General features: G+C 75.2%; 10 protein-coding genes, 1 tRNA gene and 2 pseudogenes. 9 read left to right on the forward strand and 4 right to left on the reverse strand.

The features are described from left to right. Positions 1-72 precede the first annotated feature (72 nt). A tRNA-Arg gene (locus FXF52_RS13430) sits at positions 73-148 on the reverse strand. Positions 149-313: 165 nt separating this feature from the next. On the opposite strand from FXF52_RS13430, the gene FXF52_RS13435 reads away from it, so the two are divergent. After that, on the forward strand, positions 314-1,054 hold the full coding sequence (locus FXF52_RS13435) for a hypothetical protein (RefSeq protein WP_148797025.1): 741 nt from the start codon (positions 314-316) through the stop codon (positions 1,052-1,054). A gap of 8 nt (positions 1,055-1,062) precedes the next feature. Here FXF52_RS13435 and FXF52_RS13440 read toward each other — a convergent pair whose 3' ends face one another. Further along, positions 1,063-2,091, reverse strand: coding sequence for an alpha/beta hydrolase (locus FXF52_RS13440; RefSeq protein WP_148797027.1), 1,029 nt, complete (start codon positions 2,089-2,091; stop codon positions 1,063-1,065). 216 nt (positions 2,092-2,307) lie between these two features. Between FXF52_RS13440 and ssb the strand changes: the two genes are divergently transcribed. The 3 genes and pseudogenes from ssb (at position 2,308) to FXF52_RS13455 (ending at position 5,852) form a co-directional block, all read left to right on the forward strand. After that, positions 2,308-3,045 carry a single-stranded DNA-binding protein gene (ssb, locus tag FXF52_RS13445; RefSeq protein WP_148797030.1) on the forward strand — a complete coding sequence of 246 codons (738 nt, stop codon included), beginning with the start codon at positions 2,308-2,310 and terminating at the stop codon, positions 3,043-3,045. 90 nt (positions 3,046-3,135) lie between these two features. Beyond that, positions 3,136-4,146, forward strand: a pseudogene (locus FXF52_RS13450) (cobalamin biosynthesis protein); the annotation flags it as partial. A gap of 164 nt (positions 4,147-4,310) precedes the next feature. Beyond that, positions 4,311-5,852 (forward strand): cobyric acid synthase, encoded by a 1,542-nt coding sequence (locus tag FXF52_RS13455; RefSeq protein WP_148797032.1) that lies wholly within the window; start codon positions 4,311-4,313, stop codon positions 5,850-5,852. 149 nt (positions 5,853-6,001) lie between these two features. Here FXF52_RS13455 and FXF52_RS13460 read toward each other — a convergent pair whose 3' ends face one another. Continuing rightward, entirely contained in the window at positions 6,002-6,403 is a 402-nt protein-coding gene (locus FXF52_RS13460; RefSeq protein WP_148797210.1) for a rhodanese-like domain-containing protein, read from the reverse strand. Between the two features lie 118 nt (positions 6,404-6,521). After that, positions 6,522-7,286: an alpha/beta fold hydrolase gene (locus FXF52_RS13465; RefSeq protein ID WP_148797035.1), complete on the reverse strand. Its 765-nt coding sequence runs from the start codon at positions 7,284-7,286 to the stop codon at positions 6,522-6,524. 55 nt (positions 7,287-7,341) lie between these two features. On the opposite strand from FXF52_RS13465, the gene FXF52_RS13470 reads away from it, so the two are divergent. The 5 genes and pseudogenes from FXF52_RS13470 (at position 7,342) to FXF52_RS13490 (ending at position 12,327) form a co-directional block, all read left to right on the forward strand. Further along, entirely contained in the window at positions 7,342-7,863 is a 522-nt protein-coding gene (locus FXF52_RS13470) for a PadR family transcriptional regulator (protein ID WP_148797038.1), read from the forward strand. A 5-nt stretch (positions 7,864-7,868) separates the two neighbouring features. Next, a pseudogene (locus FXF52_RS13475) lies at positions 7,869-8,599 on the forward strand (uridine kinase). Further along, the gene (locus FXF52_RS13480; RefSeq protein WP_148797044.1) at positions 8,547-9,914 is read left to right on the forward strand and encodes a dipeptidase; all 1,368 of its coding nucleotides are present in this window, start codon (positions 8,547-8,549) and stop codon (positions 9,912-9,914) included. Before FXF52_RS13475 ends, FXF52_RS13480 begins: the two are co-directional and overlap by 53 nt. 108 nt (positions 9,915-10,022) lie before the next feature. Then, positions 10,023-10,229 (forward strand): hypothetical protein, encoded by a 207-nt coding sequence (locus tag FXF52_RS13485; RefSeq protein WP_123242657.1) that lies wholly within the window; start codon positions 10,023-10,025, stop codon positions 10,227-10,229. Positions 10,230-10,743: 514 nt separating this feature from the next. After that, positions 10,744-12,327, forward strand: coding sequence for an ATP-dependent DNA ligase (locus FXF52_RS13490; RefSeq protein WP_148797047.1), 1,584 nt, complete (start codon positions 10,744-10,746; stop codon positions 12,325-12,327). Positions 12,328-12,346: the final 19 nt, after the last annotated feature.

Raw genomic sequence — 12,346 nt, forward strand, 5'->3', positions numbered from 1 at the left:
GACTTGGCTGTACGAATGGCTGTACGGGGGCCGAGGGGCCGGGAGCGACGAGCCGTTGACCTGGGGTGGCGGTGGTGCGCCCGGCAGGATTCGAACCTGCGGCCTTGGGATTAGAAGTCCCCTGCTCTATCCGCTGAGCTACGGGCGCGCGTCGACGTGTCGCGCCAAGAGGGTACCGCCGCTGCCCGGTCGCTCGGGGGAACGGGTGGGCGCGGGCCACGTCGATGATCAGGGTCGCACGATGTGTCCCATACCGGCACCGGGGTTACGCCCCGCCCGCCGAGCGTTCGGCCCGGTTTGTACCCTCTGCGTCGTGCTGCTCGATCAGGAAACCGAGAACGAGGTCGTCTACGAGCTGTGCCAGCTCCTCGGCCGCGCCATTCTGCCCGTCAGCCAGTTCGACCGGCCGGGTGCGGCCGCCGGCGGCTTCGGCACCGCCTTCTTCTACACCGAGCTGGTCGGCTCGACCGACGACGGGGACGTGGTGCACGAGTGGTTGCTGACCGCGGACGCGGCCGCGCGGGCGCCGTACGGGGAGATCGGTCTGCGACCGAGCGTCACCGAGCCGGCGGGCGTGGCGTCGGACGGCATCCTGCTGCCCGACTTCGCCGGTCAGTGGCTGCACCTCCCGGAGGTCGGGCTGGCCGCCATGCCCACCGGCGGGCTGCACGGGCACGCCGAGGACCGGGGCTGGCGCTGGCGTACCCAGCAGGTGAGCGACGCGGTGGCCGCGGGGGCCGACGCGGTGGCCCGGGTGGGCGCGGAGCCCGGCTCGGCGTTCGTGCTGGCGCTCGGCGTCGCCGGGGACGGGTCGCGGCCGCTGGAGGCGGTGGTCGAGCGGGTCGTCCGGGTCGGTGACGAGCTGCGGGTCACCACTGAGCTGCCGACGGGGTACGTCGGCGCGCCGGTGTTCGGCGTCGAGGCGGACCCGGGCGGGGAGCTGGCACTGCACTGCCTCGGCCTGGTGCTGCCCTCCGTCGACGGTGGCCACCCGGTCGCGACGTTCGACCGCATCCGGTCGGCGCTCGCCGCGGCCACCGCCGGCTACCGCTGACCGTCGGCTCAGCCGTCGGCGGCCGCGCCGGCCCGGTCCTCGACCGGCCGCCGCGCCGCCGGCGGGCCGTCCGGCGCCGGCTCGGTCGGCCCGGCGTCGAGGAACGCCTCCGCCCACCGCCCGGCCTCGGCAAGGACCTTCTCGCGTACGGCGGGGCCGGACAGGGTCAGGTCGTGCAGTCCGCCGTCGAAGCGGGCCAGGGTGACGTGCCGACCGAGCCGGGGCGCCCAGCGGACCATGTGCTCCACGTCGAGCACCGCGTCGGCGAGGGTCGCCGACTCGTGCCACTTCATGCCCCGGTAGCTGCGCGTCGAACAGGCCAGCAGCACGGGCACGGGGATGTCCAGGCCGGCCCGGAGCTGCCGCTGGCCGGCGCGGATGGCGTTGATCCAGCCGGCGCGCACCGGGAACCCGGCGAGCGGCTTCCAGGCCAGGTCGTACCGCCACTCGCCGCGGTGGTCGGCGTGCAGGCTCTCGCCGTACACGGTGCCGAGCCCGAACGGGAGGATGCGGTGCGGTGCCCGGCGGCCCAGCCGGGACACGGCGGCCGCGAGGGGGCGACGGACCAGCCAGGGTGCGTTGATGTCGAAGAACGGGCTGTTGAGGAAGAGCCCGTCGACCAGGCCGGCCTCCCGGCGGGCGTGCGCCCAGAGCGAGATGATCAGGCCGCCGGTGGAGTGGCCCATGGCGAGCAGGGTGTCGTGCCCCTCGTCCGCGCGGATGATCTCGGCGGCGGCGTCCAGCTCGGGGAAGTAGTCGCTCAGGTCGTGGCAGAAGTTCGGGGTCTGGTGCGGCAGCAGGCTGCGGCCGTACTTGCGCAGGTCGAGCGCGTAGAAGTCCCAGCCTCGCTCGGCGAAGTGGTCGGCCACGTGGGTCTGGAAGAAGTAGTCGACGTAGCCGTGGACGTAGAGAACGGCCCGGCCGGTGGGGCGCGCGGCCCGTCGACGGACCAGCGTCGCGACGACCGGTCCTTCGTCGTCGGCGCCCAGGTCGATCGTCCGCCGCTCGTACGGCGGTCCCAGCACGTCGGGTTCCACGACCGCGACGGTACGCCGCCAAGCTACCCGGCGGTAGCCCTGCGCGCCGGCCGGGCGCTGACCGGCACGCGCGCCGGGGTCCCTAGCAGACGGGGCCTTGATCAGGTCGTTGTCCACAGGCCGGTCCGTCGTCCACAGCCAGGGCGGCGCGGGCTGGTGGCCGCGCCGCCGTCGGTCGAGGCTCGGCCCGACAAGCCGAGTCTACGTGGAGGGGCGATGTTCGACACTTATGTAACGATTGTCGGCAACGTGCTGACCGCGCCCGAGTGGCGCCGCACCACCCAGAGCAACACCCTGGTGGCCAACTTCAAGGTCGCCTCCACCGCCCGCCGCCTCGACCGGGACTCCGGCCGTTGGGTCGACGGGAACAGCCTGCGGGTGCGGGTGAACTGCTGGCGGAAGCTGGCCGAGGGAGTGGCCGCCTCGGTGGCGGTCGGCGATCCGGTGGTCGTCGCCGGCCGCCTCTACACCCGTGACTGGACCGACGACGCGGGCAACCACCGCACCGTCTACGAGCTGGAGGCGGTCGCGGTCGGGCACGACCTGTCCCGGGGGCGGGCCCGGTTCCTGCGCAACCGCCCGAGCATGACGACCAGCACCGTCGAGGACGCCGAGGCGGAGCGCCGGGTGCACGGCGAGGCGACCGAGCCGGTGCCGGTGGCGCAGGCGCCGACCTCGCTCGACGACCGGCCGTTCGACGACGATTTCGAGCTGCCGGAGTTCGACGCCCCGCGCGCCGGGCACGGCCTGCCCGCCCACCCGGACGGGCCGGCGGGTGACCTCGACGAGCTGGCCGACCCGTTCGACGGCGGGACCGACGACGACGCGGCGGACGACGAACTGGCCCCCGAACCCGGTGACGGCCCGGGCGAGCCCGCCCCGGAGGGCGACGTCCAGGGGGTCACCCCGACCGGCCGGGGCCGGCGCGGCCGGCGGACGCCGGTGCCCGCCTGAGCTGTCGGGTCGTGCACGGGGGAGCGGGGTGGTGACGCCGGCGTGGCCACCCCGCCGTACGACTAGGCTGGCCGGCCGGAGGTGGTGCGGGTGCGGCAGGCGACCGCCATGGCGAACGCGGCGGGACTGGTGGCGGGCTATGCCCTGGACTCGCTGCTCGGCGATCCCCGCCGGTGGCATCCCGTGGCCGGCTTCGGCCGGGCTGCCGGCGCGCTGGAGCAGCGGATCTACCGGCCGGACCGGTCCGCCGGCGCGGCGTTCACCGTGCTTGCCGTCGGTGGGCCGGTGCTGCTCGGCGTCGCCGCCACCCTCGCCACCCGGCGCCGGCCGGTGGCCCGCGCGGCGCTGGTGGCCGTCGGCACCTGGACGGTGCTGGGCGGTCGCACCCTTCGGCACGAGTCGACGCTGATGGCGCGGGCACTGCGCGACGGCGACCTGCCCGCCGCCCGTGGCCGGCTCAACCACCTCTGCGGCCGGGACCCGTCGACGCTGGACGAGCCGGAGCTGGCCCGGGCCACCGTCGAGTCGGTCGCCGAGAACACCTCCGACGCGGTCGTCGCGCCGCTGGTCTGGGGTGCGGTCGCCGGGCTGCCCGGCCTGCTCGGCTACCGCGCGGCGAACACGCTCGACGCGATGGTCGGCCACCGCTCTCCCCGGTACGCCCGCTTCGGCACCCCGGCCGCCCGCCTGGATGACCTGCTCAACCTGGTCCCGGCCCGGCTGACCGGGCTGCTCACCATCGCGGTCGCGCCGGCCGCGCACGGGGACCGCGGGGCCGCGTGGCGGGTGTGGCGACGCGACCGTAACGACCACCCGAGCCCGAACGCCGGGCAGTGCGAGGCGGCCATGGCCGGAGCGCTCGGCGTCCGGCTGGGCGGCCGAAACGTCTACTTCGGACGATCGGAGACCCGCCCGTTCCTCGGTGACGGGCCCCGTCCCGAGGCGCGGCACCTGAGGCGCGCCGCCCGGATCTCCGGGGCGGTCGGCCTGGCCGCGCTCGGCCTCGCCGCCGGTTACCGGCTGACCGTGGGCCGGCTCGTCGGCGCAACCGCCCGGTCCGCCCTGCGCGGGCTGGGCGCGACGGCCGGTGGCCGGGGCCGGGCCGCGTTCGGCGGCACCGGGGCTGCCGACGGGCCGGGTCGGGCCGCGTTCGGCAGGACCGGGGCGGCCGACCGGCCGATTCGGGTCGCGTTCGGCGGGACCAGGGCGGCCGACCGGCCGGGTCGGGTCGCGGGCGGCGGTCCCGTGCGCCGGGGGAGTGGACGGTGAGCGGCGGGCTGCTGGTCGCCGGCACCACCTCCGATGCCGGCAAGAGCGTGCTCACCGCCGGCATCTGCCGCTGGCTGCGCCGCCAGGGCGTCCGGGTGGCGCCGTTCAAGGCGCAGAACATGTCCAACAACTCGGCGGTGGTGGTCGGCCCGGACGGGCGGGGCGGCGAGATCGGCCGGGCCCAGGCGATGCAGGCGGCCGCCTGCGGGCTCGCTCCGGACCTGCGCTTCAACCCGGTGCTGCTCAAGCCGGGCAGCGACCACGCCAGCCAGGTGGTGCTGCTCGGCGAGGCGGTCGACACCGTCACCGCCGGCAACTACCGGCAGTTGCGTCCCCGGCTCGCCGCGACCGCCTACCGGGCGCTGGCCGAGCTGCGGGCCGCGTACGACGTGGTGATCTGCGAGGGCGCCGGCAGTCCCGCCGAGATCAACCTGCGGGCCGGCGACTACGTGAACATGGGGCTCGCCCGGCAGGCCGGGCTGCCCACCATCGTGGTCGGTGACATCGACCGGGGCGGCGTGTTCGCCTCCATGTTCGGCACGGTCGCCCTGCTCGACCCGGCCGACCAGGCGCTCGTCGCCGGATTCGTGATCAACAAGTTCCGGGGCGACCTGGGGCTGCTCCAGCCGGGGCTGGACATGCTGCGCCGGGTGACCGGCCGCCCCACGTACGGGGTGCTGCCCTGGGAGCTGGACCTCTGGCTGGACGCCGAGGATTCGCTCGCGTACGGCCGGGTGCTCGGCCGGCCGGCGGCGCCCCGGGGCAGCGACTGGCTCGACGTCGCCGTGGTCCGGCTGCCCAGGATCAGCAACGCCACCGACGTCGAGGCGCTCGCCACCGAGCCGGGCGTCCGGGTGCGGCTGACGATCGAGCCGGCCGAGTTGGCCGCGGCCGACCTGGTGGTGCTCCCCGGCTCCAAGTCGACCGTCGCCGACCTGGCCTGGCTGCGGGAGACGGGCCTGGCCGACGCCGTCCGCGCGCAGGCTGCCGCCGGCCGGCCGCTGCTCGGCATCTGCGGTGGGTTCCAGATGCTCGCCCGGGTGATCCACGATCCGGTGGAGAGCCGCCAGGGCAATGTCCCCGGGCTCGGGCTGCTGCCCATCGAGATCACCTTCGACCCGCGCAAGACGGTGCGCCGCGCCACCGGCACAGCCGCCGGGGACGTCCCGGTGCACGGTTACGAGATCCACCACGGGCAGGTCTCCGCCGCCGACCCGGGGCTGCCGCCGCTGCTGTGGTATGCCGACGGCACCGGCGAGGGCGCCCGGTTCGGCGCGGTGCACGGCACCCACTGGCACGGCGCCTTCGAGTCCGACGCCTTCCGCCGCCGGTTCCTCGCCGAGGTCGCCGAGGCGGCCGGGCGGACCGGCTTCAAGGTCGCCCCGGACACCGCGTTCGCCGCCGCCCGCGAACGGACCCTGGATCTCCTCGGTGACCTGGTCGAGGAGCACCTCGACACCGATGCCCTCTGGCGGCTGATCGAGTCCGGCCCACCGCCGGGCCTGCCGTTCATTCCCCCCGGCGCGCCGCCCGTCTGACCCCGCCCGGGCACCGGCCACAGCGGACGTACTGATCGAGGGTCTGACCGTGCTGCCCGGCTCGCTGAAGGTGGACGCGCCGCTCGACCCGTCCGACGCGGCGGCCTGGCTGGCTCGGGTCGCGCCCGCCGGCGCACCGGTCTGACCAGTCAGTAGCGGACGTCGGCGGGGCGGTCGGACATGGGCAGTCCGGCCTGCTGCCACGCCTGCACCCCGCCGATCATGTCGGTCGCCCGCCGCAGTCCAAGCGCCTGCAGACTCGCGGCGGCCAGACTGGAGCTGTAGCCCTGCCGGCACACCACCACGATCATCCGGTCGTAGCCGGTCGCCTCGGGGATGTGCCAGGCGCTGGCGGGGTCCAGGCGCCACTCCAGCACGGTCCGTTCGATCACGATCGCCCCGGGCAGCTCGCCCTGCTCACGACGCTGCGCCTCGCTACGTGTGTCGACGAGCAGCGCGCCCTTGCGGACCGCATCGACGGTCTCGTGCGGGGTGAGTCGGCGGAGTCCGGCCCGGGCCTGTTCCAACAGGGCGTCGACGCCCGGACACATCACGTCATGGAGCACCACCCGATGATGCCGGCCGTCCGGAGGCCGTGCCCGGGGAACGACCGGCGCTCACCGGGCCGCCGAGGGAAATCCCCCGGAGGCGGTAGCCGGTCGGTGCAGATCAGGCCACGGCTAGCGCGGCGGCCGCCACCCGGGTGAACTCGTCGGGCGCGTCGAGCATGACGTTGTGGCCGGCGCCGGGCACGGTCACCACGGTCACGCCCGCGGTGGAGAGCCCTGCGGCGTCGGTCACCGGGTCGCTGAGCCCACCCTGCACGAACGTCCTCGGCATCGGCAGCCGCTCCAGCAGGCGGCGCATCGTCGGTCGGGTGCCGGCGGCGAGTCCCGTCGCGGTGCGGTGCAGGCCGACCGGATCGGCGAACCGCATGGTGCTGGCCCACAACGGACCGACCCGGTCCAGCGTCTCGGCGTAGCCGCCGGCCAGGAAGTCCGCCTCGGCGTACCCGGCTACGCCGCTGCTGCCGACCGTCCGGCGGGGGTACGGGTCGAGGTTCGCCTCGACGAGGAGGAGCCGGCCGACGAGATCCGGCCGCCGGTGGGCGAGCACGATCGCGACGGCGGCGCCCATGCTGTGCGCCACCACGTCGGCCTCGCGTACCCCCGCCCGATCGAGGGTCGCGGCGAGGGCGGTCGCGTGGTCCTCGAGGGTGTAGCCGAAGGTGGCCGGTCGGTCGCTCAACCCGAAGCCGAACAGGTCGACGAAGAGCGACCGGTGTCCGGCCAGTCCGGGGCGGGTGGCCACCGGGACGAAGTACGCCGTCGACATCGCCCCCAACCCGTGCACGTACACCCGCGCCGGCTCCTCGCCGGCGATCTCCACCCATCGCATTTGAGCCCCGTCCGGGCCCACAGTCGCAGCACGCATGCCCGGCACAATACATCCGTGCCGAGGTATAACGGAAGCGGGGTATTATGAGCGGGTGCTCGAACTCGCCATCCTCGGTTTCCTTGCCGAGCAACCCCTGCACGGCTACGACCTCAAGCGGCGGGTGGCTCAGCTGACCGGACACGTGCGCCCGATCGCCGACGGCACGCTCTACCCGGCGATCAAGCGACTGGAGCGGGCGGGCTGGTTGACCCGGCGAGCCGAGCCGGGCTCCCGGGCGGCACCCCGTCAGATGCTGGTCCTGACCGAGGGGGGCCGCGCCGAACTCCGGCGCCGACTGGCCGAGCCCGAGGAGGTGGAGATCAGCGACGAGAACCGCTGGTTCACCCTGCTCGCGTTCCTGCGCCACCTCGACGACCCGGCGGCCCGCGACGCGGTCCTCCGCCGCCGGCTGGCCTTCCTGCGTACGCCCAGCAGCTTCTTCTACGAGGGGGACCGGCCGGTGCGCGCGGAGGAGGTGGACGATCCGTACCGGCGGGGATTGCTCACTATCGCCCGGGCGACCACGCGGGCCGAGCTGGCCTGGCTGGCGGGGATGCTGGGCGAGCCGGCGTGAGGCCGGTGACGGTGGTCGAGGCGTACGCCGGGTTGGCGCGTCGGGTGCTCGCGGCGCCGGCGCGGCTGGGGCGTACCCGACTGGTGGCGGTCGACGGGCCGAGCGGCGCGGGCAAGAGCCTGTTCGCGACGCGCCTCGCGGACGCCCTCGGCGCGCTGCCCGGCGGCGAGCGGCCGCCGGTGGTCCGCACCGACGACCTGCTGGACGGCTGGGACGACCAGGTCACCTTCTGGCCCCGGCTGGAGCGCTGGGTGCTCGGGCCGGTACGCGCGGGCCGGCCCGGGGCCTACCGCCGGTACAGCTGGGTGCGGCGGTGCTTCCTGGACGAGGCGGTGCCGGTGCCGGCCGGGCCGGTGCTGATCGTCGAGGGGGTGAGCGCCGCCCGCGCGGCGATCCGGCGGGAGCTGACCCTGTCCGTGTTCGTCACCGCGCCCGCGGAGCTGCGGCTGTCCCGCGCGGTCGCCCGCGACGGCGCGGAGATCCTGCCCGAGCTGCGCCGCTGGCACGTCGGGGAGCGGGCGCACTTCGCCGCCGACGGCACCGAGGCCGCGGCCGACGTGGTGGTCGACGCCGCCCCCACCCTGCCGCACGACGCCGACCGGTACTACGTCCGCCGCCCGCGGCCAGGCCAGCGGGACGGGCTCGGCGGGTGCCCCCGGTAAGGCCGGCATACGATGCCGGTCATGACCACACCGATCCTGTCCGAGTCCGAGGTACGGGCCGCCGTCGAGCGTGAACTGCCCGGAGTCCGTGCCGACCTGGAACGCCTCGTCCGCATCCCGGGTATCGCCTTCGACGGCTTCGACCACTCGCACGTGGAGCGCTCCGCCGAGGCTGTGGCGGAGCTGCTGCGCGGCTGCGGTCTCGACACCAAGATCGTGCGTTCCGGCGGCCAGCCGGCGGTGATCGGGACGAAGCCCGCCCCGCCCGGTGCCCCCACCGTGCTGATGTATGCCCACCACGACGTGCAGCCGGTCGGCGACCTGTCGCTCTGGGAGTCCGACCCGTTCGAGCCGGTGGAGCGGGACGGCCGCCTCTACGGCCGGGGCGCCGCCGACGACAAGGCCGGCATCATGGCGCACGTCGCCGCGCTGCGCGCCTTCGGCGACCAGCTCCCGGTCGGCGTGGTCCTCTTCATCGAGGGCGAGGAGGAGTACGGCTCGGACTCCCTGGAGCAGCTGCTCATCGCGCACCGCGAGGAGCTCGCCTCGGACGTCATCGTCATCGCCGACTCCACCAACTGGGACGTCGGCGTGCCCGCGCTGACCACCTCGCTGCGCGGCATCGTCAACTGCTTCGTGGAGGTGCGCACCCTCGACCACGCCGTGCACAGCGGCATGTTCGGCGGCGCCGTGCCGGACGCCCTCACCACGCTGGCCAAGCTGCTCGCCACGCTGCACGACGACGCCGGGAACGTGGCCGTCGAGGGCCTGGTCGGCCGAGAGGGCGCCACGGTCGACTACCCGGAGGACCGGTTCCGCGCCGAGGCCGGCCTGGTCTACGGGGCCCAACTCTTCGGCACCGGGCGGATCACCGACCGGCTCTGGACCAAGCCGGCCATCGCGGTGCTCGGCGTCGACGCGCCGGCCACCGGGGAGGCGCCGAACGCGCTGGTCCCGTCCGCCAAGGCCAAGCTGAGCGTACGGCTGGCGCCGGGCGACGACCCGAAGCAGGCGTACGCGGCGCTGATCGCCCACCTGGAGAAGCACGCGCCGTGGGGCGCGCAGGTGACGGTGACCTTCGAGCACGACGGGGCGCCCTGCGTCATCGACGCCACCGGGCCGATGTTCGAGGCGGCGCGGGCGGCCTTCCGGGGGGCCTGGGACGGCACCGACCCGGTCGACATCGGCGTCGGCGGCTCGATCCCGTTCATCGCCACCTTCCAGGAGATGTTCCCCGAGGCGGCGATCCTGGTGACCGGCGTCGAGGACCCGCACGCCCGGGCCCACGGGCCGAACGAGAGCCTGCACCTGGGCGAGTTCGCCCGGGTCTGCGTCGCCGAGGCGCTGCTGCTGGCCAAGGTCGCCGAGGCGGGCGCGAACCGGGGCTAGGTGGGTTCACCCGGGCCGGGACGGGCTGCACGTGTCGGAAGCGTAACTTCGCAGCCGATGTCGGAGTTTGGGGTGTGTCGGGCGCGGGGGTGTTATAGCCTCTCGAACATGCGTACGAACGACGAGATGGCGCGGCTCCAGGCCGCCGTGAGTGCTCTGGGGGACGTCGACGTCTCCGCGTGGCCCGAGGACACCCTCAAGGAACAGCTCGGCGAGCTCTCCGCCGCGCTGGTCACGCTCGACACGCTGCTCACCCGGGTCGCCGACGAGGTCCGCGCGCGCGGCCTGCGGATCGAGGAGCCGGTCTCGGCCTGACCATCGCGCCGGGTCCGGCCCCCGGTTCGGCCCGCCCGGGTTCGGTCAGCGGTCCGGCCCACCCGGTTCGACCCGTCCGCTGCGGTCTCGGTGGCCGCCGGCCGCTGTTCGAGGGGCAACGTCCGGCCATGCTTCTCGGGTGACTACGAACTTGATGACGTGGATGGATCGCGCCGGCCGGTGTGGACGGGGTTGGCGCTGACTCGTTCACGTCATCAAGTTCGTAGCGTCTCGCACACCTGCGGGGTTCGTCGGGCAAGCGGTCCTGCCGATGCGCGGCCTGCCGCCGTGCGACCGACCCGGCCCGGTGTGTGGCGGTCCGCACCGGCATTTCGGGGCCGGCACGATCGCCGGCTGGGCGACGCGCGGGGCCCGTCGCCCGGCCGGGCGGTGCACGGGATCGGTCGCCCGGCCGGGCGGTGCACGGGATCGGTCGCCCGGCCGGGTGGCGCGCGGGGCCCGTCGCCCGGCCGGGATACGCCATCCGGTCGGCGGTGGCTGGCAGGATGGGTTCGTGCGGTTCCTAGACCTGGCGGCCACCTCCGCCGCGGTGGGCGCCACCAGCGGCCGGCGGGCCAAGGTGGAGCTGCTGGCCGCCGCGCTGCGGTCGCTGGATCCGGCCGAGGTCCCGGCGGGCGCCGGCTACCTCGCCGGTGAGCTGCGCCAACGGCAGACCGGCGTGGGCTGGGCGAGCCTGCGCGACCTGCCGCCGCCAGCCGCCGAGCCGGCCCTGACCGTGGCGGCCGTCGACGCGGCGGTCGACGAGATCGCGGCGGTGCGCGGCCCCGGCTCGCAGGCCCGCCGCCGGGAGTTGCTCGGCCGGCTCTTCGCCACGGCCACCGCCGACGAGCAGCGGCTGCTGGTTGGCCTGTTCAGCGGTGAGCTGCGCCAGGGCGCCCAGGCCGGCCTGCTGGCCGACGCGGTGGCCCGGGCCGCCGAGGTGCCGCTGGCGGCCGTCCGGCGCGCCCTGCTGCTCGCCGGCGACCTACGCGAGGTGGCGGTCGCGGCGCTCTCCGGCGGCGCGGCGGCGCTGGCCGCCTTCGGGCTCCAGGTGGGCCGCCCGCTGGCCCCGATGCTGGCGCAGAGCGCCCCCACGGTGGACGAGGCGCTCGCCGCCACCGGCACCCCCGCCGTGGTCGACGTGAAGCTCGACGGCATCCGGATCCAGGTGCACCGGTCCGGGCAGGACATCGCGGTCTTCACCCGTAGCCTGGACGACATCACCGGCCGGCTGCCCGAGGTGGTGGCCGCCGTCCGCGCCCTGCCGGCCCGGGAGTTGGTGCTCGACGGCGAGGCGATCGGGCTGGACGCCGCCGGCCGCCCGCTGCCCTTCCAGGAGACCTCCAGCCGGGCGGCCCGGCGCACCACGCCCAGCACCACCGGCGGCACGGCGGTGGCCCCCGCGGTGCTCGCCGCCGCCGAGCGCACCGGCCAGGCGGTGCTGACTCCGTACTTCTTCGACCTGCTGCACCTCGACGGCACGGACCTGATCGACCTGCCCGGCCGGGAACGCTGGGCCGCGCTGGCCGGCGCGGTCGATCCGTCGCTGCTGGTCGGGCGGATGGAGGTGGACGGTCCGGAGCAGGCCGGCGCCGCCTTCGCGGCCGCCGTCGACGCCGGCCAGGAAGGTGTGGTGGTCAAGGATCCGGACGCCCCCTACGATGCCGGCCGGCGTGGCTCGGCGTGGGTCAAGGTCAAGCCCCGGCACACCCTCGACCTCGTGGTGCTGGCGGTGGAGTGGGGCAGCGGGCGCCGGCAGGGCTGGCTGTCCAACCTGCACCTCGGCGCCCGGGACCCGCGCACCGGGGAGTTCGTCATGCTCGGCAAGACGTTCAAGGGGCTCAGCGACGAACTGTTGCGCTGGCAGACCGAGCGCTTCCTCGGCCTGGCCGTAGAGAAGGGCGACTGGGTGGTCCGGGTCCGCCCCGAGCAGGTGGTCGAGATCGCGTTCGACGGGGTGCAGACGAGCAGCCGCTACCCGGGTGGCGTGGCGCTGCGGTTCGCCCGCGTGGTGCGCTACCGGGACGACAAGAGCGCCGCCGAGGCGGACACCATCGACGCGGTCCGGGCCATCCACGCCGGCCGGCCCACCGGTTAGCCAGCGGCGCCGGAGGCGG

It is taken from the genome of Micromonospora sp. MP36, assembly GCF_008119785.1.
Taxonomy (GTDB): Bacteria; Actinomycetota; Actinomycetes; order Mycobacteriales; family Micromonosporaceae; genus Micromonospora.